Source organism: Spirosoma spitsbergense DSM 19989, assembly GCF_000374085.1.
Taxonomy (GTDB): domain Bacteria; phylum Bacteroidota; class Bacteroidia; order Cytophagales; family Spirosomataceae; genus Spirosoma; species Spirosoma spitsbergense.
Window position 1 is genome coordinate 1 of sequence record NZ_KB893618.1, and the last position, 23446, is coordinate 23446.

General features: G+C 49.5%; 23 protein-coding genes and 2 pseudogenes. 13 read left to right on the top strand and 12 right to left on the bottom strand.

Features of this window, described 5'->3' with window-relative positions:
• A pseudogene (locus tag B157_RS40675) lies at positions 1 to 262 on the top strand (IS110 family transposase); the annotation flags it as partial.
• 49 nt (positions 263 to 311) lie between these two features.
• On the opposite strand, the gene B157_RS36550 reads toward B157_RS40675, so the two are convergent.
• Together B157_RS36550 and B157_RS0133350 are read right to left on the bottom strand one after the other, a co-directional pair.
• Positions 312 to 623 carry a hypothetical protein gene (locus B157_RS36550; protein WP_052647045.1) on the bottom strand — a complete coding sequence of 104 codons (312 nt, stop codon included), beginning with the start codon at positions 621 to 623 and terminating at the stop codon, positions 312 to 314.
• A 127-nt stretch (positions 624 to 750) separates the two neighbouring features.
• Positions 751 to 1179: a helix-turn-helix domain-containing protein gene (locus B157_RS0133350; protein WP_020607631.1), complete on the bottom strand. Its 429-nt coding sequence runs from the start codon at positions 1177 to 1179 to the stop codon at positions 751 to 753.
• Positions 1180 to 1270: 91 nt separating this feature from the next.
• Here B157_RS0133350 and B157_RS0133355 point away from each other — a divergent pair, with 91 nt between their 5' ends.
• The 5 genes from B157_RS0133355 (at position 1271) to B157_RS0133380 (ending at position 6974) form a co-directional block, all read left to right on the top strand.
• Positions 1271 to 2116, top strand: a complete 846-nt coding sequence (locus tag B157_RS0133355) for an NmrA family NAD(P)-binding protein (RefSeq protein WP_020607632.1) — start codon at positions 1271 to 1273, stop codon at positions 2114 to 2116.
• Between the two features lie 622 nt (positions 2117 to 2738).
• Complete coding sequence (locus B157_RS0133365; protein WP_020607634.1) at positions 2739 to 4190, top strand: DUF1800 domain-containing protein; 1452 nt, start codon at positions 2739 to 2741, stop codon at positions 4188 to 4190.
• A gap of 90 nt (positions 4191 to 4280) precedes the next feature.
• A complete protein-coding gene (locus B157_RS0133370) occupies positions 4281 to 5489 on the top strand; it encodes a DUF1501 domain-containing protein (RefSeq protein WP_020607635.1) in 1209 nt (402 codons plus the stop codon).
• Positions 5490 to 5653: 164 nt separating this feature from the next.
• Entirely contained in the window at positions 5654 to 6136 is a 483-nt protein-coding gene (gene purE, locus B157_RS0133375; protein ID WP_026309135.1) for a 5-(carboxyamino)imidazole ribonucleotide mutase, read from the top strand.
• Between the two features lie 13 nt (positions 6137 to 6149).
• Positions 6150 to 6974 carry a LysM peptidoglycan-binding domain-containing protein gene (locus B157_RS0133380; protein ID WP_020607637.1) on the top strand — a complete coding sequence of 275 codons (825 nt, stop codon included), beginning with the start codon at positions 6150 to 6152 and terminating at the stop codon, positions 6972 to 6974.
• Positions 6975 to 7057: 83 nt separating this feature from the next.
• Here the strand turns inward: B157_RS0133380 and B157_RS0133385 are convergent, their stop codons facing one another.
• From B157_RS0133385 to B157_RS0133410, 6 genes are all read right to left on the bottom strand, one after another.
• On the bottom strand, positions 7058 to 7807 hold the full coding sequence (locus tag B157_RS0133385) for a DUF3575 domain-containing protein (protein WP_020607638.1): 750 nt from the start codon (positions 7805 to 7807) through the stop codon (positions 7058 to 7060).
• A 20-nt stretch (positions 7808 to 7827) separates the two neighbouring features.
• A complete protein-coding gene (locus tag B157_RS0133390; protein ID WP_020607639.1) occupies positions 7828 to 8667 on the bottom strand; it encodes a porin family protein in 840 nt (279 codons plus the stop codon).
• Positions 8668 to 8758: 91 nt separating this feature from the next.
• Complete coding sequence (locus tag B157_RS0133395) at positions 8759 to 9391, bottom strand: response regulator transcription factor (RefSeq protein WP_020607640.1); 633 nt, start codon at positions 9389 to 9391, stop codon at positions 8759 to 8761.
• 18 nt (positions 9392 to 9409) lie between these two features.
• Positions 9410 to 9928 carry a Riean_0653 family protein gene (locus B157_RS0133400; RefSeq protein WP_020607641.1) on the bottom strand — a complete coding sequence of 173 codons (519 nt, stop codon included), beginning with the start codon at positions 9926 to 9928 and terminating at the stop codon, positions 9410 to 9412.
• An 81-nt stretch (positions 9929 to 10009) separates the two neighbouring features.
• The gene (locus B157_RS0133405) at positions 10010 to 12283 is read right to left on the bottom strand and encodes a tetratricopeptide repeat-containing sensor histidine kinase (protein ID WP_020607642.1); all 2274 of its coding nucleotides are present in this window, start codon (positions 12281 to 12283) and stop codon (positions 10010 to 10012) included.
• 209 nt (positions 12284 to 12492) lie between these two features.
• Entirely contained in the window at positions 12493 to 13272 is a 780-nt protein-coding gene (locus B157_RS0133410; protein ID WP_020607643.1) for a DUF481 domain-containing protein, read from the bottom strand.
• Between the two features lie 176 nt (positions 13273 to 13448).
• Here B157_RS0133410 and B157_RS0133415 point away from each other — a divergent pair, with 176 nt between their 5' ends.
• The 3 genes from B157_RS0133415 to B157_RS0133425 all read left to right on the top strand — a co-directional run bounded on the left by B157_RS0133415 (position 13449) and on the right by B157_RS0133425 (position 16842).
• Positions 13449 to 14414 carry a Gfo/Idh/MocA family protein gene (locus B157_RS0133415; RefSeq protein WP_020607644.1) on the top strand — a complete coding sequence of 322 codons (966 nt, stop codon included), beginning with the start codon at positions 13449 to 13451 and terminating at the stop codon, positions 14412 to 14414.
• A gap of 126 nt (positions 14415 to 14540) precedes the next feature.
• Positions 14541 to 15704 (top strand): AIR synthase related protein, encoded by a 1164-nt coding sequence (locus tag B157_RS0133420; protein WP_020607645.1) that lies wholly within the window; start codon positions 14541 to 14543, stop codon positions 15702 to 15704.
• A gap of 37 nt (positions 15705 to 15741) precedes the next feature.
• A complete protein-coding gene (locus B157_RS0133425) occupies positions 15742 to 16842 on the top strand; it encodes a T9SS type A sorting domain-containing protein (protein ID WP_020607646.1) in 1101 nt (366 codons plus the stop codon).
• 20 nt (positions 16843 to 16862) lie between these two features.
• On the opposite strand, the gene B157_RS0133430 is transcribed toward B157_RS0133425, so the two are convergent.
• The gene (locus B157_RS0133430; protein ID WP_020607647.1) at positions 16863 to 17507 is read right to left on the bottom strand and encodes a response regulator; all 645 of its coding nucleotides are present in this window, start codon (positions 17505 to 17507) and stop codon (positions 16863 to 16865) included.
• The gene (locus B157_RS0133435; RefSeq protein WP_020607648.1) at positions 17470 to 19704 is read right to left on the bottom strand and encodes a histidine kinase; all 2235 of its coding nucleotides are present in this window, start codon (positions 19702 to 19704) and stop codon (positions 17470 to 17472) included. Before B157_RS0133435 ends, B157_RS0133430 begins: the two co-directional genes overlap by 38 nt.
• A gap of 200 nt (positions 19705 to 19904) precedes the next feature.
• Here B157_RS0133435 and B157_RS38735 point away from each other — a divergent pair, with 200 nt between their 5' ends.
• The 4 genes from B157_RS38735 (at position 19905) to B157_RS38740 (ending at position 21971) form a co-directional block, all read left to right on the top strand.
• Positions 19905 to 20048, top strand: a complete 144-nt coding sequence (locus B157_RS38735) for a hypothetical protein (protein WP_020607649.1) — start codon at positions 19905 to 19907, stop codon at positions 20046 to 20048.
• A gap of 95 nt (positions 20049 to 20143) precedes the next feature.
• Entirely contained in the window at positions 20144 to 20584 is a 441-nt protein-coding gene (locus B157_RS0133445; protein ID WP_084761902.1) for a YybH family protein, read from the top strand.
• 29 nt (positions 20585 to 20613) lie between these two features.
• On the top strand, positions 20614 to 21069 hold the full coding sequence (locus tag B157_RS0133450) for a hypothetical protein (RefSeq protein WP_020607651.1): 456 nt from the start codon (positions 20614 to 20616) through the stop codon (positions 21067 to 21069).
• Between the two features lie 608 nt (positions 21070 to 21677).
• On the top strand, positions 21678 to 21971 hold the full coding sequence (locus B157_RS38740; RefSeq protein WP_157618681.1) for a hypothetical protein: 294 nt from the start codon (positions 21678 to 21680) through the stop codon (positions 21969 to 21971).
• On the opposite strand, the gene B157_RS0133465 is transcribed toward B157_RS38740, so the two are convergent.
• Together B157_RS0133465 and B157_RS0133470 are read right to left on the bottom strand one after the other, a co-directional pair.
• Positions 21968 to 22666 (bottom strand): LuxR C-terminal-related transcriptional regulator, encoded by a 699-nt coding sequence (locus tag B157_RS0133465; RefSeq protein WP_245565398.1) that lies wholly within the window; start codon positions 22664 to 22666, stop codon positions 21968 to 21970. The two genes, B157_RS38740 and B157_RS0133465, sit on opposite strands and share 4 nt — an antisense overlap.
• 510 nt (positions 22667 to 23176) lie before the next feature.
• Positions 23177 to 23446: pseudogene (locus B157_RS0133470) on the bottom strand (ISLre2-like element ISRsl1 family transposase); the annotation flags it as partial.

Genomic DNA, 23446 nt, shown 5'->3' on the forward strand with positions numbered 1-23446 from the left:
AACGTAAAGGGAAGCCTAAAGTTAGCCAGATGGCCAATAAAAAAGCGGCCACCGCGTGGTCAAATCCTTACTCCACTTAGCTGCTTTATCGGCGATACAACATTGTCAAGAACTGAAGACGTATTATGAACGAAAAGTAGCGGAGGGCAAGAACAAAATGCTCGTTATTAACAATGTGCGTAACAAGCTTGTGCTTCGCATTTTCGCCTGTATCCGAGACGATCGAAATTATGACGAAAACTATAAGCCTACGCTTGTATAGATCATAGAAATCGGCCCCGTCCAGACGGTCTAAATAGGCTTTAGCTTTCTCAGCCCCAAAAACCGTGTAAAACGCGCTGGGTTTGTGCGCACCGCTCGGGCGGCCCCGTTAAGTTGTCGCCGACTATCGTCATTTTCAGACATGTTGTATAAGGACCATCCAACAAACCAGCCAGTACACTCACCCATGTAACGGCCTTGTGGTCATCTTTGACTTCCACAAAACGCTGACCAGCCAGCGGTTCAAAGGCCATATAAATCTCGCCTACCCCATGCCGGATATAGTCAGAATCTTCGATACGTGTCCCATTAGTAGACCGGTATTGTATGATCCCGATGAGTTGTTTAGGCGATTCATCCACGCAAACAACAGGGAATTGCTCATCATAAGGCCGCTCTTAGACGGCCAGAACCTGCTCCATATGGTAGACAAAAGCCGCACTTTGTTTGGGTGGGATGATCCACCCCTTAACCCGCCAGGGCTTCAACTCATTTTTTTAGGGCTGTCGCCACACTGGTATGTGAGAGGCTATCGACCACCTGTAACTCGACCAGTCGGTCAGCAATAGCCTGGAGTTTCCAGCGTCTCTCGCCCGCTGGTGGTTCACTACAAACAATGGCAATCAGATGGGCTTCCACCTCACCGGTGATTTTTTTGTCTGAACGCGGCTGCCGTTGTTTAGGGGTAAACACGGCCATTCCGCGTTCGCAAAAATCTTTCCGAATCCGCTCCACGCTACGTATGGAGAGACAGTAAGTGGTAGCTATATCGGCTTCACTTTGCCGCTCGACAGTTTCATCGCTGGCCAGTAAGACATAAGCTTTCTGAACCGTTTTGACCGTTGCCTTGCCTTTCTGTACTTTAGCTGTTAACTCAACCCGCTCTTCGGGCAAGAGGTTGATTCGATATTTTATCATGGTCAGGGGCGTTTCCTTGGAAAAGCATCACCACCTGTCATACTACCTTTTAAGCAACACTAGTTTTAAAACGGAATCAGGCCAACGCGTTATGGACACATCTTTTCTGATTACGGGAGCCACTGGGCATATCGGTTCGGCGGTGCTTGATCAGCTAATAACCAGCGCATCAGACACCATTATCATCGCTACTCATCACCAAAACGCGTTGCGTACTACAGAGCGATGGCTGGATTTTGAGCGACCTGAATCGTTTGGTGCTGCTCTTCACCAAATTGATGTGGTGTTTCTGTTGAGGCCCCCTCAATTGGCGGATGTGAAAAGGTATTTCGCCCCCTTCATCAATACCTGTCAGTTGGCGCGCGTTAAACACATCGTATTTCTATCCGTACAGGGTGCTGAAAGCACCTCCTTCATTCCCCACGCCAAAATTGAAAAGCTCATTCGGCAGAGCGGGATCGGATATACTTTCATCCGGCCCTCTTATTTTATGCAAAATCTGACCACGACGCTGAAGGATGACATTATCCACCACCATCGCCTGTTCCTGCCCGCTGGTAAGGCTCCTTTTTTGTGGGTGGATGTTGCTGATGTTGGCCAGGCAATCGCTGTGGTATTGACCAACTGGAAGCGACACCAAAACGTGGCTTACACCATTACCGGCAGTGAATTGCTCACATTCAGCCAGGTAAGTTTTCTACTTAGTGCCCGGTTGGGGTATGCCGTACATTACGGGAGTCCAAATCCCATTCGCTTTTATCTCACAAAACGACGGCAGGGGGTAGCATCGGGGCCGGTGCTGGTCATGCTTTTTCTTCATTTTTTGCCCCGCTTTCAGAATTTCCCCCGAATAAGCCCCGACTTTACCCGACTGACCAGTCGCCTACCCAATACCCTTGCCAACTTTATTGACCAACATAAATCGGACTGGTCATGAATACTATTGCCGTTTTTGGTGCCAGCGTACCCTTCCTGCCAAAAGCCCTGGCCGTGGCTATTATGCATGCAGGGGTTGATCCGCGATCCGACAAGGGCTCCATTACAACATCCTGACCTCATCCCTCATCTGGATAACAGGCAATGCCCTGAATAAGGCAGACGCTGGGGTGATACATTAGGAGGTACCCAGGCTGTCATTTCGTTGATTGACCATGGGAAAGGGACTCCGAAAACGTACAGAAAACCGCAATTCCGTTCATCATCGAAGGAATGAAGGCGCAACCCATCAAGCGGCTTATTTCCCTAACTGGGGGGATGGACCGAATTGATCGACAAGTCTTTTTTTACGAATCATTCGGCTTCAAATTGTCATTAGATTAAGTGGTCCCAGCCAGTAGAGCCGGGGCGAGTGCGACTAAAAATAACAGACGAAGTACCTGTACGAATTAGACGTTTAAATAAAACTTTAACGCAAAACATGAGATATTTTATCTGATTATTAGTATGTTAAGTCCCATACGGGACCCAAAAACCCCATAGTTCACGTTAAATTTTAATCTGTTCCGATTAAACATTAGCGTTGGTACATTGTCCTACGGCATAGCTAATGGTCAACAGGCATGAATAGTCAAACGAAGCAACAGCAACTCCGATATTTATTTGCCCGGGCCGGGTTTGGCGCCACACCGGCCGAATTAAACGAAGCATCCCGCAGTACTCTCAGAAAAGTAGTTCGCCAACTGGTGAGCAACGGTACATCGGTAGCCAGTTTGCAGGTTGTAGAACCCGATGAGAACCGAACGAAACGCCAGTTGAAAGGCCTGTTTCGCCAGGGTCAACTCGATAAAGAAATGCTCAGAGAGCAGATTCGGGATAACGCCCAGAAAGTGCGCGACCTGAACCTGCAATGGCTCGACCGGATGGCTTCCGGCAACGATGCCCTGCGCGAAAAAATGGCCCTTTTCTGGCACGGTCATTTCGCCTGTCGGACCATGGGGCGAAACCCGCTGTTCATGCAGCAGTACGCCAACACGCTCCGCCAACACGCGCTGGGAAACTTCCGCGATTTGTTGATGGCCGTATCGAAAGAACCGGCCATGCTGCAATTTCTGAACAACCAGCAGAACCGGAAAAACGCCCCCAACGAAAACTTCGCCCGCGAAGTGATGGAACTCTTTACGCTGGGCCATTCGGCGTCCGGGAGGGACAATTATTCCGAATACGATATCAAAGAAGCCGCCCGGGCTTTTACGGGATGGCAGTTCACGCCCGAAGGTCAGTTCGTTTTCCGGGCACAGGTTCACGACGATGGAGAGAAAAAAATCTTCGGGAAAATCGGTATGTTCAACGGCGAGGATGTTATTGCTATGCTGCTCGACAACCAGCAGACAGCCCGGTTTATAACGGCGAAAATTTATCGCTCCTTCGTGAACGAAACAGAAGATTCAAAACGAGTGGACCAACTCGCTGATAAGTTCTACAGAAGTGGCTACGACATTGCTACACTGATGGAGACCATCTTCTCGGCCGACTGGTTTTACGATCCCAAAAATGTAGGGGCACATATCAAGTCGCCGGTTGAATTGCTGGCGGGATTACGGCACACGCTGGGGATACAGTTCGACCAGCCACAACCGCAGATTTTTGTGCAGCGTACACTAGGGCAGTTGCTGTTCTACCCACCTAACGTGGCGGGTTGGCCGGGTGGCAAAAACTGGATTGACTCATCGAGCCTGCTGTTCAGGATGCAATTGCCCAACTATGTGCTCAAAGCGGCCGAGGTGACGGTGCAACCCAAAGAAGACGGGGATGTGAATACGCAGCTACTGGCCCGAAAAGGTGGAACCACCTTTCATACAAAGGTGAACTGGGATGCTTTTGAGAACGCTTTCGCTAAAACAACCGATGCCGGATTGCCCGATGCCCTGGCTGCTATCCTGTTGCCTTTCCCTCTCCGCCCCGACCAGCGTGTTTTGATTGAAAAACCGATCAAATCGGGGCAATCCCGTTCTGAAACGATTCGTACGTTAACCGTAGCCCTAATGAGCCTGCCGGAGTATCAACTAACCTAAAGAGTGAAAGAGTGAAAAAGCGAAAGAATGTAAAAAACACACAGCCCCTTTCGCTCATTCACTCTCTCGCTCTTTCACTCTTTACTAATCATGAACCGCAGAAAATTCCTGAAACAATCGGCTTTTACCACGGCGGGAACCATGCTCATTCCGCACTTTCTGAAAGCCTACGAAGCGCAGATGATGGGCAAGGGGCTGGCCGCATCGAACGGTAAAATTTTGGTTATCGTACAATTATCGGGTGGGAATGACGGACTGAATACCGTTGTGCCTTACCGAAATGATATCTACTACCGCGAACGCCCAACCATTGCCATCAGGCCCGAAAAAGTCCTGACGCTGAATGATGAGATTGGTCTGCATCCGGCCATGACTCCGCTGAAAGCCCTGTACGACGAGGGACTGGTAACGGTCATCAATAACGTGGGTTATCCAAACCCCGACCGCTCTCACTTCCGGTCGATGGACATCTGGCAAACGGCCAGCGATTCGGATGCGTATCTGCGTACGGGCTGGGTTGGTCGGTATCTGGATGCTGCCTGTGCGGGTAAGGCACAGCAGCCATTTCGTACTATCGAGGTAGATGATACCCTCAGCCTGGCCATGAAGGGTAGTAACCTGAACGGACTGGCCATGCTGGACCCCAAAAAGCTGTACAACCAGACCCGGAGCAATCTGGTCACGAACCTCAGTAAAGAACACCTGACGAATGAGCCGGAGATAGTTTCGTACCTGTACAAAACCCTGGCCGAAACGGTCTCATTAGCGGAGTACGTGTTTAACAAAGCGAAGGTGCCCGGTACGAACACTACCTACCCGAATGTTGAGTTGGGTAACCGGCTTAAAACGGTATCGCAACTGATTCAGGCGGGTGTGGATACCAGTGTCTATTACGTGTCGATAAGTGGTTTCGATACCCACATCAATCAGCCGGGGCAGCAGGAGCGATTGCTGGGTCAATACGCCGAAGCGGTTGGTGCGTTCATGACGGATTTAAAAGTGGCAGGGCGGCAGAACGATGTGATGCTCATGACCTTCTCCGAGTTTGGTCGGCGGGTAAAGCAGAATGCCAGCAACGGTACCGACCATGGCACGGCGAATAACGTCTTTCTGATTGGCGGTGGACTACCGTCCAGACGGGTGCTGAACGAAGCCCCCAATCTGAGTAAACTAACCGACGGCGATTTAACCTATTCGGTAGATTTTCGGCAAATCTATGCCACACTCCTGCACGATTACCTCGGTGCCGATGATGTGGCTATTCTGGGGCGAAAGTTCGACGGGGTAAAGATTGTGTAAGTGTTTGTTTAATCCTTTATAACCGTGCCAATCCGGGATACCAGCTTTGCAAATAGCCCGGATTGGCACCCCCTTTTCAGCGTTAGGATTAAAATTTAGCGGCTATACGCTCAAATTATGCCTGAATGTGTGTTATTTCGCAGAGAGTCAGGTTAATTTTGTGAATGGTAGGTATTATAATGGGTAGCCTCTCTGACCGAAACGTCATGCAGGAGGCTGCCGACAGTTTGACCGAATTAGGCGTCGTGTGGGAGATGGATATCGTTTCCGCTCACCGGACACCCGAAAAAATGGTCGATTACGCTAAAACAGCCCGCGATCGTGGGCTACGGGTCATTATTGCCGGGGCAGGGGGGGCCGCTCACCTGCCAGGCATGGTTGCCTCTCTGACTACCCTTCCCGTTATTGGGGTTCCGGTCAAATCCAGCAATTCGATTGATGGCTGGGATTCCGTTCTGTCAATCCTCCAAATGCCTGCCGGTGTGCCCGTTGCCACGATGGCCCTCAATGGTGCCCGTAACGCCGGTATTCTGGCTGCGCAGATTGTTGGTACTTACGACGCAGCCGTTGAACAGAATCTTGCCCTATTTAAAGAAAATCTAAAGGAAAAAGTGGCTCAGATGAGCTTACAGTTAACGACGTCCTAACCCTTTGAACGATATGGATACTGACAACAAAACGACCAACACCCGACCAAGCGGAAATTCCAGTCTGCCTGCTATTACGCTGGTGGTGTTGGTAGGACTCATTGCTGCGTTGCTTTACGTGGGGTATGGGTACATTACCGACGATACAAACGGCTCCGACGAATTGACCAACGTAGCCATTGATTCGACAACGCAGCAGCCGCTGGCGCAGAATGACCCTGAAATGCTGATGGCCCCCGAAGAGAGCGATAACTCAACGCAGCCCGCCCCCGTCGACCTGTCGCAGGCGACTCCGCCCGCCGATGCGCCCGAAGTCAATGCCGCTGCCGAAGAAGTAGCCGAAGTCAACCGCGAAACCACCAATGGTAAACCTGCCCCCGCTGAAAAGCCCGTTGTGGAGAAACCAAAAGAGGAGAAGCCCATACAAAAACCCGTTGCGGCAAAGCCGGTAGAAAAGCCCAAAGACGAAAAACCGAAAACGGAAGCCGTCGCTGAAAAGCCGGTGGAAAAGGCAACAGTCAAACCCGGTGGCGTATCGAGTACGTACACGGTGGGTGCCGGCGAAACATTCTACGGGGTAGCTAATCGGTACAATATGAAGCTCAGTACCCTGAAAGCCCTTAACCCCGGCGTATCAGAAGGTGATGTGAAAGCGGGCATCACGAAGCTAAACGTGAAAGCAATGGCAGTACACACCGTAGGGCCGGGCGATGTGCTGCGGGTAGTGGCTCAGAAATATGGCGTGAGCAAAGAGGCCATTATGCGGGCTAATAAAAAATCGAAGGACATTGCCAACCGGGGCGAAAAACTGATTATACCATTCCTGGATAAGCAGTAAGTACGTTTCACCACGCATTAAAAGAGGCCAGCGATGCGCGCATCGCTGGCCTCTTTTAATTTTGTAGCCTGAAAACAGCCGTTTTAGAAACTATACGCCATAGCCAAACCAAATGCCCGAACGCCATAGTAGGGCCCGCTGAGATTGGCCGTAATGAGTGGTAGATTTAAGCTTGAGGTAACGGTATAAAGCGGTAACTGTGTATTGTCGATATCGCTCTTCATCTTCACAATATCGGCTGGAGTCAGCGTGGCCCAGTAAGGGTCAGTACCTTTGAAAACGGCTTTTACGTTGGTTCCATAGAAAGGACCCAGCAGCCACAAGTCAAGACCGAGGTGTTTGCCCATGAGAAACTGGTAGCCCAGCAAAATCCCTGCTCCACCCGCGCTGAACGAAGCCTCCAGGTGGGCCTGATGCAATGCACCGTCCTGTGAATGGTACGTGTAATCGTTACTGATGTCCATATTGGCATAGCGTATGAAGGGGGCAATGTACCAGCCGGTTGGGGCATGACCAGCCGGATAAAAGCGGTATTCCAGCGTACCAATGCGTTTGGAGAACAGCGTAGTCTCAATTCCTCGCTTCGCGTCGGGATTATCGCCATACTGGTTGAGTAATGCCTGCCGAAATGGTAGCGGTGTGCTGTTAGGCGTGTAGCTTCCCGATAGCGTAATGCTACCGTGTGGCGATAATACGCGCTCGTATTGTGCGGTGTAACTCTGAATCACTACGCCCGACAGATTGAATTTGACGACGGTACGATTCAGCAGTTGGGCGTGGGCAATAGACAGGACCATTCCGATCATGACCAGACTAATCAACGATGTTTTCATGGGTGATTTGGATAAGCGTGTTATTTTTTGCGAAAGTTGTCGACGAGCTTTTTGAGTGGATACGCTACGTTCAGGCTCAGAGCCCGGTTGCGGGTTTTATCATCCCCCCGGGCCGGATCAATATTAACCAGACCTAATTCGTACTCTAAGCTCAGCGAAAGGCCCTGGGGTAGTTGGTAACCACCCGTAAAGCCCAGTCCCGCATCGAAGCGTTTATAGCCGTTAAGCTTATCAAAGGCTGAGAAAGACTCCTGGCCCCCAGGCTCGTCGTATTTTAGTGTACCCCATAGGCCATAACCCAGATAGAAACCAACTCCACCGAACAATCGGCCTTTACCCTCCGGCAACTTATGGTTATAGAGAACATACGCCGGAATTTCCAGATAGGTCATACGGGCCGTTGACGTACCAAACCGATCCGAATATTTGCCCCCTTTCCCAATCAGCTGGATACCGTAGAGCAGGCTAAGATGCCTGACAAATCGTTCTTTTTCGGGTGGTGTTGTGGGGCCGGGCTGGGTGGTATTGACCGCTAGAAGCGTGGCCGGGTCGGCAGGGTTCAGGCTGTTGTGGGAACCGGACTGATAATAATTGATTATTTGATCAACCAATGCTTGATTATGGTACTTGAGTGCCAGGTTAAGGACCAGTACATCGCCTGGTTTTGGCGCATCTCCCTGGTAAGATGGCCCGCTTAACTTTTGCCGGACCAAATCAATGGAAGCCTGTAAAAACTTGTCGATTTTTCTGTCTAGATCGGTTGGTGGTCTCGATGGGATATCCGGTCCTAATTGACCTGAACTGACGTGGGGAAATAGCCCAAGAAGTAGTACGATTAGCAGGCAGGCAGCGTTTTTCATGATCGTAGCAGTTTTGGATTGATTACCCAAAGTTCTCCTGCCTGCATACGCCCTGAAATAGTTAGTTCTAACGATTTTTATGTGGTCAGGCTTACACCAATCCCTGCTCGCGGGCAAAGTTGACCAGGCCGACGGGCGTGTCGATGCCGAGCTTGCGGGAAATATTACGCCGGTGGGCGTTGATCGTGAACTCGCTAACCGTAAGCGTGTCAGCGATTTGCTTTGTAGTCAGGCCCACAACAATCTGCTGAATAATTTCGACTTCCCGCTTGGTAAGCTGGTATTTCTGCATAAACGCATCGTCCGAACCAGGTTTGTCCGGCGCATCTACACGAACCTGTTTCAACGTTGGAAACCAGGACTGCCCCGCCCACACCTGCTGTATGGCTGTTTTGAGGGTAGGCGCATCGGTAGTTTTGAGCAGATAGCCCATAGCACCCAGTGCCTGTACTTCCCGAATATGTTGCGGCTGGTCGTAACTTGTGAAAACAATGACTTTCACCGTCGGGAAGTCCCGGCGAATTTGTTTCAGCGCTGTCATACCATCAGTCTTTGGCATGTTCAGGTCTAACAACACCACATCAACCGGATGCCAGTGGAGGTAATCGAGCAGCTGATGCCCGTTGTTGACGGGGGGCAACAACTCGGTATCGGGCAGGTCGGTCAGGACGCTGCGCAGCCCGTCGAGCAGCAACGGATGGTCGTCGGCAAGGAGTAGGGTCATAGTCCGGTTTTTTATAGGTCAGCGTTTGCCGGGTGGGGGCGTTGTTACGGTTGTTGTGTACAGTGCCGTGCGGAATCGGCCATTGGTGATCGAAACACGGTCTGAATTAGTATTGTAGACGGCCGTGCCCGAAAATGTACCCTCGATTACCCCCGCTTTTTCGTCAAGTCGGGTAACGGTTAATGTACCACTGCCGCCCCGTGCCGGATCAACCGAGTAGCCATTGGCCTGAGTAATGGAATAGGCAACGGCGGTATATTTCGATGGATCAACTGCCACGGCCTTATTTAACTCAATCGTCTTTGGAAAGACTACTCCCACCGCTGTAACCGTATTATCGACAGTTTGGGTACCTACCACTACCACCAGGTTCTGAGTGATCGTAGCCGCTACGTTTGTACTTTGGCTGTTAGCGGTGTTGGCAATCCAGGGGTTACCATCGATGCTGACGGTCAGATAAAATTCTGGTTCCGGCGTGCTGCTTTTACTACACCCGGCAAGCATTATCAGAGCGAAAAAAAGAGTCGTGATTTTCATGAGAAGGACTTTGGTTTGTGTAAGTCAAAGTTCTTCTCACAGGAAATCGCCATCAATAGTTAATGCTAACTAGTTGATGCACTAAGCTACCTCTTTTGTCGATGGCGGTAATTCGAGATTGTCGATCACGATCAATGTGCCACCGTCGGCTTTACGCTGCACGTCCATCTGGCCATGTCGCAAAGCAACTTTGGCCCGAATAGTTTGCAGGCCCTGTCCATCGCCCACCGCATCGTCGGGGATGCCTACGCCATTGTCTTCGACCACAATCGTTACATAGTGGTCGTGTTCAATTACTTCAACAGTCGCCTGGGTAGCCTGTGCGTGTCGGATAACGTTGTGCACCAGTTCCTGTAAAATTCGGTAAAGATCACTCAAAAAGGGCAGCGGAAGTGCGGTTTCAAATCCGATCACAATAGCCTGAATACTCACTTTTTTCGATAGGTTGACACTCTCGGCCAGTTCCTCAACGGCCCGCTTGAATCCCTGTTGCTCAATTAGTTGGGGTGTGAGCCGGTGACTAATACCACGTACCGTGCTGGATACGGACGTAAGCACATCCTGTGCTTTTCGAAGTTTCGGGTTAGGGGATTCATTAGCCGGTATCGTTTCTAGGGCCGACGACACATTTAGCAAGACCACGGCCAGCATTGGGTTCACCTCGTTATGGAGCTGGTCGGCAATGCTCAGGCGTTCGTTTTCTTCGGCCTGCATCACACCCTGCATCAGGTCGATTTGCCGCTGCTTTTCGAGTTGTTCCAACTGGCTTTGTTGCAAAGCCTCGCGTTGCCGGGCGCGAACTTGCCGATTTCGAACATAAAGCATTAACAGCCCAATTGCCAAAAGAGCCAGCGCGATGATGATGCCATAAAACAATCGTTCGCGCCGGAATTGCGCTGTACGTGTTGCATTTTCTGCATTCAATCGGCTGATCTGTTGCTCCTTGTCACGAATACGTACCCGGGCCAGAATTTGCTGCACCGCCCGATACTGATTCAGGTTTGTGAGTGAGTCGCGTATGGCGTAATATACGCCTACTATTTCGCCGTAGCTTCTGTAATCCCGCTGGGCTTTTTCCAGTTCGGCCAGCAACTGATAGTAATACAGGCCGGTAGCGGAATACTGATTGGTACTAACGGAAGTGGCTAATGGAAGGAGCATTTGTCGTGCTTTATCATAATTTCCGGTTCGGATCAATGCCCGCGCATAGTACAATTCGGGCGGAATGGGTGAAAATGATGCCGAAGTAACGCCCTTTGTAAGCGATTGCTGGTAGTAGTTGGCAGCTCTAGCTAATTGTCCGTCGTGTTCAGCCAGCAAACCAGCAGCCAGAAAATAGCCCGAATACGGAATGTTAGTTTCAGATCCGCCAAACTGCTGCCTACTCGAATCCACGTAACTCCGAGCCTGGCTGATCTGGTTTTGATACATTCGAATAATGGCCATCTCCGCATTGAAATAGGGGGCCGATGGTATCTTGGGATTGGGACGAACCAGTGCATCGTATACCATATCGGCAAACTTACCGGCATTATCATAGTCTGTCAGTAACAGGTTTAGCTGAGCCAGTTTGAAGAGTACCGTAGGCCGGGGACTACGAAAATAAACGGTTGTACGTTCATAAAATCGGGGATTTCGAACTAAACTGCTGTCATTAGTAAGTTCGAGCAGGCTATCGAAGGCCATCACCTGCTGTTGCGGATTTGTCAGATACGTTGCGGCCCAGCTATATCTGGCCATAAAGAGTGCGTTTTTGTTGGGCAGCCCTGTAGCCAGCCGAATGGCTTCATTAAAGTCAGCCCGCATCGAATCAGGCTGTCCTGCACGGATGCGCGATGTAGCCCGATAGGTTCGCAGGAAGGACAACGTTTCCCGGTCGTGAGCCCTACGGGCGATCTGTTCGCCGATAGCTAAATAACGTCTTAGTGAATCCGGTTTGTCCCAGTCGAAATATAGTTGAACAGTATACGTCAGCGCATCACAATACGCTTTCGGGCTAGTTTGCCAAGCATTCTGCCGGGCCAATCGAAACAGTGAATCGGCTTTGGGATACTGGTTGAGTGATTCGTACCCTTTCCCCCAGTTGATGAACAGGACATGCACCCACTGCCGGTTACCGGTTTTCCTGACCTTTTCTACGTATTGTGCCAGTAGGATATAGGCCAGACCAAGGTTTGTCTGGCCTATATCCTGAATCAAATCGCAGACCTGCCGAAATGTCGTTTCGGTAATGGACTGCCGCTGGAATTTGGTCCAGGCTGCTTTGCCTTCTTCGTCGGTATAGGTGTGGGATTGCGCGGTCGTATTCTGTACAAATACAAGCAGGAAAACAAGACTAAGTAGACAGCTTTTCATAGTACACAGTGAATGGGAAGCACATGTGTAAAAGTAAAGCAATAAGTAGTTGAAATATATATAGGCGTCTGATTATCTGTATATTGAAATTAAGTAATCTGCGGAGTCAATACTGGCAAAAAGACATTTAAGCTGGTTGGATTTACACAAATTGAGTAGTCGCTGTTCGTTTTAGAATCTAAGATCAATGAAAGGTTGGAATGACCGTGCTATTTTCGCTCGTAGGTCAGGCCGATGGTGAATCGTAAATCGTTGTTTTGCCGGCCGGGCACTACCAGACTCTCATAGGCATTGGCCAGAGTAGAGCGTAAACTAACAACCTCCGTAACCTTTAGCTGGACGCTCAAACTGGCATTCCAACGGACATTGTACCGGCCCAACGCAGGCTGGTAGAAAGCCGTATGGGTTAGTTTAATGCGGTCATTGTCAAATGAATATTCCCCAAACAAACGCGCTGAATTACGGACGATAGAAATATCGTTGAGTTCGGTGAAGTCGGTGCTTTCGCTGAGTATAACATCGGTAAGAGAGATGTAAGCCCGCTTACGGTCCAGTAGTTTATAGCCTGCACCCGCTGCTGCGGTCAAACGGTGATTGATTTGCCGCAGGTTACTGCGCTCATACGACCCGAAGGCCAGGTAGTATAGTCGTCGCTCGCCCCGGTAGGTTGTCCGTAAATCGCCAAAATATTCCCGTTCAGCCAGGATTCCGTTCTGTTTGCCATACACAAAAGAAGGGTTGCTGGACAGCCTGAAATAATTACTCAGCCGGTAATCGATGGAACTGGTTAGCTGTAGCAGTGCCCGATCCACGTTCCCGGCTGTAATTGTCCCATCGGCCGTGAATCGATACCGGAATACATGTACGACGGCCTTTTTAACAATAACCGTATCAATTTTTACCTGACCCGTAGCCGTTCGGGTGGTATCGGTTTTAGTGGTTTTTACTGTATCGGGCAGTGAGGGGCGCAAGGGGTCAGGCTGTTCCACAATCTGGGCGTTTACCAGCCCACATAGGAAAAGAAAAAGAATAAGGAAGACACATGATTGACGGTATTTCACTGAAAAAGGCCTTGTTGAGCCCGCAACTTAAAAAAAAAGGTACATTTGGCGGTTGACCCAAGGGTCATTTTCTTAATTTATTGCTAACTAATAAACTCTTTATTATGACTCGCTGGGGAATTTTAGGTCCGGGACGCATTGCCCATAAATTTGCGCAGGACCTGCTTACCGTGCCCAACGCACAACTGTATGCCGTAGCTTCATCCGATCTGCAACGCGCCAGTGAGTTTGCAGAAACCTATTCTATTCCGCATGCTTTTGGCTCATACGAACAACTCCTCACCCTGCCCGATTTAGACATCGTATATGTGGCTACGCCCCACGTCAAACACCATGAAAACGTGCTGATGCTGCTAAACGGTGGCGTGGCGGTACTGGGCGAAAAGCCCTTTGCCATGAACAGCGAACAGGTGCGCGAAATGGTCGAAACAGCGCGGTCGAAGAAGGTGTTTCTGATGGAAGCCCTGTGGAGCCGGTTTATGCCCGGTATCGAGTTTGCGCTGGATTTAATCAAATCCGGGTCGATTGGGAAAGTCGTTTCCGTGAAAGCTGATTTTGGTTTCAAGGCCCCCTTTCTACCCGACCAACGGTTATTTAACAAAGAATTAGGGGGTGGTGCGCTGCTCGATATTGGCATTTACCCCTTGTTTCTGTCGTACCTGATACTTGGAAAACCAACCACCCTTAAAGCATCGGCTATTTTCGGAACGACTGGCGTAGATGAGCAATGTGGTATGGTACTAACCTACGCCGACGGTCAGCTGGCCTTGCTGGATAGCACCTTACTGGCCGATACGGACTGCGTTGGCCTGATTCAGGGCGAAAGTGGTCAAATTCGGATTCACAGCCGGTTTCATGAAAATAAAGGCGTGACGCTCCTGCAAACCGGGCATCCGTCAAAATCATTTGCCTTCGAGCGGGAAACGCACGGGTACGATTACGAAGCCCAGCACGTGATGCAGTGCCTGACTGATGGAAAAACCGAAAGCCCCCTCTGGTCGCTGGACGATAGCCTGAACCTGATGGAACTTCTGGACAAAGTCCGCGCTGAAGCTGGGATTGTGTATTGAAGGAGGCAGGGACGGGAGAGAGAAAAACAGGACAGAACCTTTTCCTCTCTCCCGTCCCTGCCTCTCTTTCCTTACCTTTGCCCGTTACTTATTGTTCATTATACATCCTTCATTATTCATTTCTGAATGGACCGCTATGCCCAGCGCGGAGTTTCCGCCAGTAAAGAAGACGTTCATAACGCCATTGCCCAACTCGATAAAGGGCTTTTCCCGAAAGCATTCTGCAAAATTGTGCCCGATACGCTGGCGGGCGATCCGGATTTCTGCACCATCATGCATGCCGACGGAGCCGGGACCAAGTCGTCTCTGGCGTATTTATACTGGCGCGAAACGGGCGATTTGAGCGTTTGGCGGGGTATTGCGCAGGATGCGGTCGTGATGAATACCGACGATCTGATTTGTGTGGGGGCTACGGGCCCCATGCTATTGTCCTCCACCATTGGCCGGAACAAAAACCTGATTCCAGGCGAGGTGATTGCCGAGATTATCAACGGCACGGAGGAGGTGTTGCAGCTATTGCGTGAGCATGGCATCGAGATATACAGTACCGGGGGCGAAACCGCCGATGTGGGCGATCTGGTCCGTACGATTATTATAGACAGTACCGTAATTGCCCGGATGCGACGCGACCAGGTCATCAGCAATGACCGGATTCAACCCGGCGATGTTATTGTTGGGCTGGCTTCGTTCGGGCAGGCCACCTACGAGACGCAGTACAACGGCGGCATGGGCAGCAACGGCCTGACCTCCGCCCGACACGATGTACTGGCGCATTACCTGACTGATAAATACCCCGAAAGTTTTGACCCCGCCATTGACCGTAGCCTGATTTATAGCGGCTCCAAATCGCTTACGGATTCTGTTGACGGCACCGGACTCACGGTAGGTCAACTGATTTTATCGCCCACACGTACCTATGCCCCCGTAGCGAAAGTATTGCTGGATGAACTTCGCCCGCAGCTTCACGGTATGGTGCATTGTTCCGGCGGGGCGCAAACAAAGGTGTTGCATTTTGTGGATAACCTGCACATCATCAAAGATAATCTGTTCCCCATACCACCCCTGTTCCGGCTGATTCAGGCCGAAAGCGGTACAAGCTGGCAGGAAATGTACAAAGTCTTTAATATGGGCCATCGGCTGGAAGTGTACCTGTCTGAAGAACACGCCCCGCGCGTCATCGAGATTGCCCAATCATTTGGCATTGATGCGCAGGTGATTGGCCGGGTGGAATCATCAGAAGGGAAGCGTTCGGTGACAATTACGAGCGAAGCAGGTACGTTTGTGTACTGATTTTGTGTAGCTTACGGCAATAATTGATTGCCCGGCTATGCGGTTCGTCTACCTGTTTTGTTGGTTGTTTCTACCGCTCACGCTTTGGGCACAAACGCCATTTACCGCGGTCTGGAGTTTTGAGGATAATCAGTCGAGTTCGGTGTCTCATCCGAATATAAATGCCGGCGGCCCCGCTTTAAGTGGTGTAAATATACCCAATGTGGGCAGCTATGTAGGTGGACAGGTAGGGCGGGCTGTCAACGTAGCCAACTGGTCTACATCGGGTTGCAACCTGTCGGAACGGGTTCAGTTTACGGTGCAGCCGGTTTCGGGGCAAACAATGACCCTGACTCAATTTTCATTTTATTTCAACCGCTCGTCTTCAGGGCCAGCGCAGGTGCTGGTCCGCTCCAGTGTAGATGGGTATACCGCTCAACTTTATAGTCAAGCCGTTGCGGATAATTTTCAGCAAGCCGTTATTACGCTTTCCGGGCCAGCCTACACGAACCAGAGTGGGCCTGTCAGCTTCTGGATTACGGCCTGCTCCAATGCTGTTTCGGGAGGAACGTTGCGGCTCGATGAGGTTACCTTTAATGGAACTGTTACATCGTCTCCCCTGCCCGTAACGCTGCTCTATTTTACGGCCAAACCCGAAGGTGATCGCGTTCAACTGGCTTGGGCCACCACCCAGGAAATCAATGCCGACCAGTTCAGGGTTGAACACAGTCTGGATTTGACCGAATACACAACAGTAGGAGAAATTACCGCTAAAGGCACTACCGACGAGCGGCAATACTATGGCCTGACTGACCTGAACCCGCAACCCGGCATCAACTACTACCGCCTGAAACAGATTGATCGGGATGGGTCTACGCAGGTTTTTAAGCCCGTAGCAGCCATAATCCGGGACAGCGAACCCGTGGTAACCATATATCCCAACCCCGCCGATACTGACCGTATTCACTTACGGCTCTGGAACGCCGACGATGCCAGCGTCCGCTTGCTGACTATAACCGGGCAATCTGTTAGCGGGCAACTTCAGCGCAAATCCGGCGAAGCTGATTTCCGCCCTTTTCAACCGCTGTCGGCGGGTTTTTACTGGCTGGAGATTACCACAAATAACCAGCGACGCACATTGACGGTACTGATTCGCTAGCAGGTATCGTAACCGACTGTTTATATACCGTGTTCAATAGCAAATCGGACAAGGTCCGATACTTTGTTGATTCCCAGTTTGAAGTAGATGTTTTTACGGTGCGTTTTGACGGTTTCAATACTCAGGTGAATGCGGTCGGCAATCTGTTCATTATTAAGCCCTTCCCGAATCAGTGCGATAATTTCAACTTCCCGAAAGGTGAGATTCAGTCGTCGGGCAAAGTCATCGCGAAAGGGGTCATTGGATGGTGGATGGGAATGGGTTACGTTCGGATCGAAGTACGTACCTCCGGCTAACACGGTTCGGATTCCATTTAACAGATTGGCGGTGGAGACATCTTTGAGCAGGTAACCGTGCAAACCCAATCGTCGGGCTTCGTCCAGGAGTTTGGGCTGGTTGTACATCGTCAGCATCAACACCCGAACTCCGGAAAAATTATCGAGAATGGTTTTGCCAAGGTCAATGCCGTTGGTACCCTGAATATTCACGTCCAGCAGTACCAGGTCCGGGCTTGTTTGTTGAATAGCCGTGAGGACTTTACCAGCCTGAAACACCTGTCCGCAAACCGTTAGGTCGGGTTGTTCGTTGAGTAAACTCTTCAGGCCGTCATTGAACAGTTGATGGTCGTCAATCAGCAGAATTCGGGTCGGTTGTTGAAGCAGCATTGGGTGTTTGATAAGGAATATCCAGAACAACCAATGTCCCCCCTTCGCTTGCATCACGCCACAGGGTTGCTCCGATGTATTCTGCCCGTAAATTACTGTTTTTCAAACCAATTCCCATAGGTTTATTTGTTGAACCAGCCGCTCGTTTTCCCAGCCCATCGTCCTCTACCGTAATGGTCAGCCGGTCGGGGTGGTAGAGTAGTTGTACAGCCGCCCGTCTGGCCTGGGCGTGTTTATTGATATTCTGAATTAGTTCGGATACGATTCGGTACACGTTCAGTTCGGTATCGGCCGGGAGTTTATGTTCGGTACCCGATGTGATAAAAGAAAAGCGTGTAGGCTGTGCAGGCTGACTGTTGACTAATTGCTCAAGGGCACTATGCAGGCCAAGGCGGGTAAATTCGGGAGGCATGAGGTTGTGGGCTATACGTCGGAGATCGGCACTGCTTTTCTGGATTATCGGCTCCAGTTCATCGAACTGGCGGGCCGCCCTGGGGTCCTGCAACTGCTGTCGAATATCGTCCAGCCGACGGCGCAGGGTAGACAGCGTACCGCCGAGGTCGTCGTGCAGATCGGCGGCAATACGCTGGCGTTCGGCTTCCTGCGTCTGGATAATGCGGGCATCCGTTTCGCGAATGGCCTGATTGGCCCGGCGCAGTTCGTCATTGGCGGTTACCAGTTCGGCCGTTCGGGCCTGTACGGTTTGTTCCAGTCCCATGTTGAGTTGCTGAATCAGACGTTGTTGCCGCTGATTTTTTCGGTAAGAGAGACCGAGCGCTACGGTGAATAGCAGGAGTATTGTTAATCCAATCAACAGCCATAGCCGGATACGCTGTTGCTGCCGGGTTTCGCGATTAAAGGTTTGCTGTTCCAGTTTTTGAGCTGTTTGCTGTCGTTGGAGCGTCGCATTGATGCGTTGCGTACGTTCCCGTTCCAGTAGTCTCTGATGCTCAGTCAGCTGGGCCTGTCTTGTTAGCGCACCGGCCTGCGAAGAAGCTCGTAACCGACTCAGTTCGGCCTGCTTCTGAACGGTTAGCAGTCTTTGTGACTGAAATCGTTGAATCTGCTGGCTTTGAAAGGCAAGTTGCTCCAGTTCATTTTGTTTCTGGAGCGCACTTAACTCAAGACTGCTCTGGTTGCTGGCAATGGTATCACGAATGGCAATGTATTTTTCGTAGTATAAAGCACGGCTTTTCCAATCCTGACGATGTTCGTAGAGTTGGTAAAGAGTCATGTATGCCTGTTCTTGAATAAACTTCGATGGCCTGGGTAACTGTAAAATACGCTGAGCGTAGTCGAGCGCTTGTTCGTTCTGACCCAGACCCGTGTAAATACAGGCTAGTGTTCCCCAACTTTTCGACTCGCCGGGCGATTTTATTTTATCCCAGATGGCCTCCGCTTTCTTAGCGTAATGCAGGGCCTGTTCGTAGTGTTGGTATTTGAGGTATAGCTCGGCCAGATCATCGAAAATAAACGCTCGTGTACTCGCCGAAGAGTTGTCCGTCAATAGTTTCTCAGCTGCTAGAAGATGCGCTTCTCCCTGGCTAAAGTCGCCTTTTTGCTGATACAAAGCACCTAGCTTCTGTTCGACATCAATCCGGAAATCATTGGTCGTTGCCGGACCAGCGTACACCAGTTCTTTTTTTACTACCTGCCGGGCCTGATTCAGGTAATGCAGCGCGCTCGTATAATCTTTTGCTAAACGATACAGGTCGCCCAAATTCAGGTTTATACGGTATCGAACAACATCATAATAGGTCGAGGTCGGTATTGCGTTGAGAATGTCTACGTTAAGGCGAAGTGCCTTTGGGGTATTCAGTTGGCCATTATGGTAATATTCTTCCAGAATCAGTTTGCCGTTGATTTCATAAAACAGGTTACTGCTTTTATGGGCCTGATAAATCAGTTCGTTGGCAAAATAAACGGTACTGTCCCGTCGGCCATACCACCCTTTATAGAGTACACCCAGCCAATAAAGTGTTCTGAAGCGAAGGGTATCATTGGTCGCTGTCCGGGGTATTGCGTTCAGGTCCTGGTATCGCTGTTTAGCCCGAAAAGATAGGCTGTCCATATACTGCGTATCGGCCCGGCGGCTAACCGATAGTTTGGGTAAAGGGTGTACCTGAGCCCATCCTGACGATAGTATTGCTCCAGTAAGATAGATAGTAAGCAATAAAACCTGCAACCGCTTTTTCATCGAATCGCCTATATATCAGGAAACAAGGGCAAAGAACAATGCTTTGCCGGATATAAAAAATACCCCTTTCGGGGTATTGCGAGATTGGGTGTTACGGGACGACCTTTGTCCGGTTATCGTTCTATCCACACCATTTTTATTTATGATTCTTCTCCTGATTTTTAGCCGTTTATGGGTTAGAAAATACGGGTAATTTCCCCTTGTCGTTTTTCACTCCGCTAGCGAATTTTGCGCTGGGTTACCGCATTGTTATTGCCAATGGCAACACCCCCGATGGATGGGCAGCGGCTGTTGATTGGAAAGAATACGCGGCTGCGAAACAGGCTTACAACCTACCTGACTGATGCACTTTGCACAGCCCATGACCTCGGTCATTGCAAGGCTCTTTGGTTGATGTCACGAGACTATTTTTTCACCATTTTATTTATTCTTTACTACCATGAAAACATACAGTTTATTTTTTCTGCTGCTTAGCGCTCTTTGTCACGCTGGTCAGGCTCAGCCACCAAAAATTGAGTCCTCTATTCTAAGTGCCAACAAAACGTTTATGCAGGCTTTCAGTCAGGGGGCTACCGACATGGGTAAGCTTTATGCCACTGATGCCCAGATTTTTCCGCCGAATGGTGCCACGATTAGCGGTAATACGTCCATTGGCCCATTCTGGAAAGGTGCTTTTGATATGGGAATAAAGAAAGCAACGCTGGAAACGGTTCAGACCGAAAAGGCGGGTGACCAGATTATCGAAACAGGTAATTATACGCTGGCCGGTGCCGATGGAAAGACCATGGACAATGGCAAGTATATGGTGGTTTGGAAGTCCGAAAATGGTCAGTGGAAACTCTACCGAGACATCTGGAACAGTAGCCTGCCTGCGAAATAATTTTAACGACTACCCTAACTCCCAATCCCATGAAAACTACAGGTTTATTCTGCGCCCTGCTTGTGCTTACCGTATTGACTATGCCCACCGTTTTTGGTCAGAGTAAAGCCGCTTCGCGGCCTATGGCCAAAACGGGCGAGGAACTCTGGGTATGCGCCTACGACGTGAAGGCTGATAAACGTCCACAGTACGAAAAGTTTGTGCACACTATTTTCTGGCCCGGTGCGGCTAAGCTGCCAGCCAAAGAGCAGCAGGTATTCCGGCAAACGCGGGTTATGCACCCCACCAAAGCCAATTCTGACGGCTCATATACGTATGCCTTTATTATGGACCCAGTCATCAAAGGAGCTGATTACGACATAGAATCGCTGATTAAGAAAATGTACGGCCCGGCGAAAGGAGGGGAGTACTACAAACTTTTTGAAGGAGCACTTAAATCGGGTAATAATTATCACGAATACGTGATGACGCAGTCGAAAGACTGAGCCATCACGTAGTTGGTTGTGAATGTCAATAGTATCTCAGTTTTGGATTGACTACCTAACGATCAAGTTTTTTTGAAAACTGATTACCTGAAATCTGTAAATTCAACGTCCAGAAAACAAATGGACAAACCTGTTTCGAGCCACTACCCTGTGTGATTTCACCTCTTCCTATTATTTAGTTCATCATCGGCTCTGGCTCAACAGAAATTGAAAAATAGTATTCGTTTCGTGGATGAAGGCTGACCCCGGTAACCTGCAAATTGACGTATCGGTTGTGGGGCTTATTGAACGCTAGAATATACTGACTACTGTGTCGATCTCAAGCCTTCGATAGGGGTAAAACTAATGGTTGGGAGCATTGAGGGGTGTCTGTTTTAAGCAAACGACATCACCGTAAACCAGCGTTGCTTATTTTAGGAGGTCAGTTTCGTAAATATCCACATGATAACACGGCCGATTACAACCAGCGATGTCGTTCGATAACTAAAAGCCGACCTGATCGGCAAAGATTCCTACCGGGGCGTTACGCTTACCTACACCTGGCTGGCTAATCAGTTCGGTCATTTTTCGCTTGGGTTTATTCCTGCTTTCTTTATTTTTAAGGTATTGTGCGTAGCTTTTCTGGACGCTGGCTCTCATACTGGTTTACCCCTGTTCGTATTGGTGTACAGGCAGGCAACGACCTGGTTACGCCCGACGAGTTTTTACGCATGCTCGATGGAACCGCAACCCCTAATGTGTTGAGTCGGGAAACTATTAAAAACAAAAACGCAATTTGGGTAATGAGCAATGAAGACGGGGAACCAATTTTGTATCAGCGCTGGCGAAAAATGCTGCTGGATATTGGGGTTTCTGATGATAATATTCTGGCTATAAATATTCAGGCAAAAAAGGCACGCTAGGGGAGAATATGGTTCTCGTAGGCAAACGTTATCAGGTGGGCAAGGCTTTTTACGTTGAAGCGTTTATACATGGGCAGAATTCTCTTTTCAATGGCCGACTGAGACACGTTAAGGGAATACGCAATTTCTTTGAATGCGTATCCTTTTGCCACCAGGGCCAAGGCTTCTTTTTCTTTATCCGAAATGGCGTAATATCGAAATAGTTCTTTGTTCAACTCCTCTTCCAATTCTGACTTATCGGGACCGTACGCGGCATAGCGCATTACATTTCCTAACCGGATACTATGGTTTATCTGATTACGGCCGATAATTTCGGTTACCTGCCCATTTTCTGAGTTGAGTACGCCAACCTTTACAATGATGGGTATTGGGTTTCCATTCTTGTGTATTTTTTTTATCTCGATCATAAAGCTGTATAATTCGAGCTGTTTCGATTTGCTCAGGATAAATTTCAGGGCTTTATCGTTCAACTCTCCCGAAAATGGTGCGTACTCCGGAGAGGTAATCGTAACGATAGTCAGCATGTTTATTTCATCGTCCCGGTACCCCAAAATAGCTTCCCAGCCGTCGGCATATAGCATGCAGTTTTCTTTGAATGAGTAAACGTAAATAGCTTCGTCGGGAAATCGCTGAATGGTTTTTTTGTAATATAGAGCCTGCTCGCTGGTCAAATCAGCCGATGTAGCTGTAATCATTGATTTTGAGTAATCGCCCGGGGTATCCATACCAGATGAAGTGAGTAAGTAGCTTATATTTTGGAACAACCTGCGTTTTTCCTCAGTTGACACGACTCCGGGCAATGCGTATTTTTGTATGCATAAGTCAGCGTAATTATTGCATCTGCCTGCTGTCCGTCATTATCTACAGGATTGATCATTTACTTCTACTTCGAAAAAAACCGAAGATAAATAAACATTTTTTAATCTATCCATACCATGATATGTTTTCTCCAAAACTGCCTGCGTTTGTAAGAATCGGATGTACGATTTAACGACCAGTTTAGTCGCTATCGTTGGTCATCCTACAAGCACTGGAAGAAAACACAAACGCCCGTACGTAAAAAATACCCTGAACGGGGTATTTTTTTTGAGTCAAAGAAAAACTGTTAGTAACTCAGCTACAAAAAAAATACAGTATACCGGCAAGAAATACTCCCTGTTCGTAGTGCTATGGCACGTATCAAAAGGGTGCAATTCAAAATGTCGCTATGCGGCCATCGCATAGTTGATTGGCTCAATCTGCTGACGAACCAAATTCCATCGGTTGCTCATCAGGCAAACGCGCAAGTTTAGAACACGCTGCGCACCCCGAATACTCCAGCGTTGCCCAGACCGCTTCAACCGTCGTTGCATCACCGTTCGGTGAGCTGATTCGATAGCCCCAGACCCAATCAGAAGGCCCCGTTTACGATACGTTTTATAGTCCATCCGGTCGCGATTCGTTTCCAGATAGGCATAGACCGAAGCCGACAAGAC

Excerpts from the sequence above, each read along its gene's own strand:
- B157_RS0133390 (WP_020607639.1), bottom strand. The coding sequence starts at position 8,667 with ATGAAAAACGCTGCCTGCCTGCTAATCGTACTACTTCTTGGGCTATTT.
- B157_RS0133450 (WP_020607651.1), top strand. The coding sequence starts at position 20,614 with ATGAAAACTACAGGTTTATTCTGCGCCCTGCTTGTGCTTACCGTATTG.
- B157_RS0133415 (WP_020607644.1), top strand. The coding sequence starts at position 13,449 with ATGACTCGCTGGGGAATTTTAGGTCCGGGACGCATTGCCCATAAATTT.
- B157_RS0133425 (WP_020607646.1), top strand. The coding sequence starts at position 15,742 with ATGCGGTTCGTCTACCTGTTTTGTTGGTTGTTTCTACCGCTCACGCTT.
- B157_RS0133435 (WP_020607648.1), bottom strand. The coding sequence starts at position 19,704 with ATGAAAAAGCGGTTGCAGGTTTTATTGCTTACTATCTATCTTACTGGA.
- B157_RS0133465 (WP_245565398.1), bottom strand. The coding sequence starts at position 22,666 with ATGATTACAGCTACATCGGCTGATTTGACCAGCGAGCAGGCTCTATAT.
- B157_RS0133445 (WP_084761902.1), top strand. The coding sequence starts at position 20,144 with ATGAAAACATACAGTTTATTTTTTCTGCTGCTTAGCGCTCTTTGTCAC.
- B157_RS0133420 (WP_020607645.1), top strand. The coding sequence starts at position 14,541 with ATGGACCGCTATGCCCAGCGCGGAGTTTCCGCCAGTAAAGAAGACGTT.
- B157_RS0133430 (WP_020607647.1), bottom strand. The coding sequence starts at position 17,507 with ATGCTGCTTCAACAACCGACCCGAATTCTGCTGATTGACGACCATCAA.
- B157_RS0133365 (WP_020607634.1), top strand. The coding sequence starts at position 2,739 with ATGAATAGTCAAACGAAGCAACAGCAACTCCGATATTTATTTGCCCGG.
- B157_RS0133400 (WP_020607641.1), bottom strand. The coding sequence starts at position 9,928 with ATGAAAATCACGACTCTTTTTTTCGCTCTGATAATGCTTGCCGGGTGT.
- B157_RS0133350 (WP_020607631.1), bottom strand. The coding sequence starts at position 1,179 with ATGATAAAATATCGAATCAACCTCTTGCCCGAAGAGCGGGTTGAGTTA.
- B157_RS0133405 (WP_020607642.1), bottom strand. The coding sequence starts at position 12,283 with ATGAAAAGCTGTCTACTTAGTCTTGTTTTCCTGCTTGTATTTGTACAG.
- B157_RS0133370 (WP_020607635.1), top strand. The coding sequence starts at position 4,281 with ATGAACCGCAGAAAATTCCTGAAACAATCGGCTTTTACCACGGCGGGA.
- purE (WP_026309135.1), top strand. The coding sequence starts at position 5,654 with ATGGTAGGTATTATAATGGGTAGCCTCTCTGACCGAAACGTCATGCAG.
- B157_RS0133355 (WP_020607632.1), top strand. The coding sequence starts at position 1,271 with ATGGACACATCTTTTCTGATTACGGGAGCCACTGGGCATATCGGTTCG.
- B157_RS0133380 (WP_020607637.1), top strand. The coding sequence starts at position 6,150 with ATGGATACTGACAACAAAACGACCAACACCCGACCAAGCGGAAATTCC.
- B157_RS0133385 (WP_020607638.1), bottom strand. The coding sequence starts at position 7,807 with ATGAAAACATCGTTGATTAGTCTGGTCATGATCGGAATGGTCCTGTCT.
- B157_RS0133395 (WP_020607640.1), bottom strand. The coding sequence starts at position 9,391 with ATGACCCTACTCCTTGCCGACGACCATCCGTTGCTGCTCGACGGGCTG.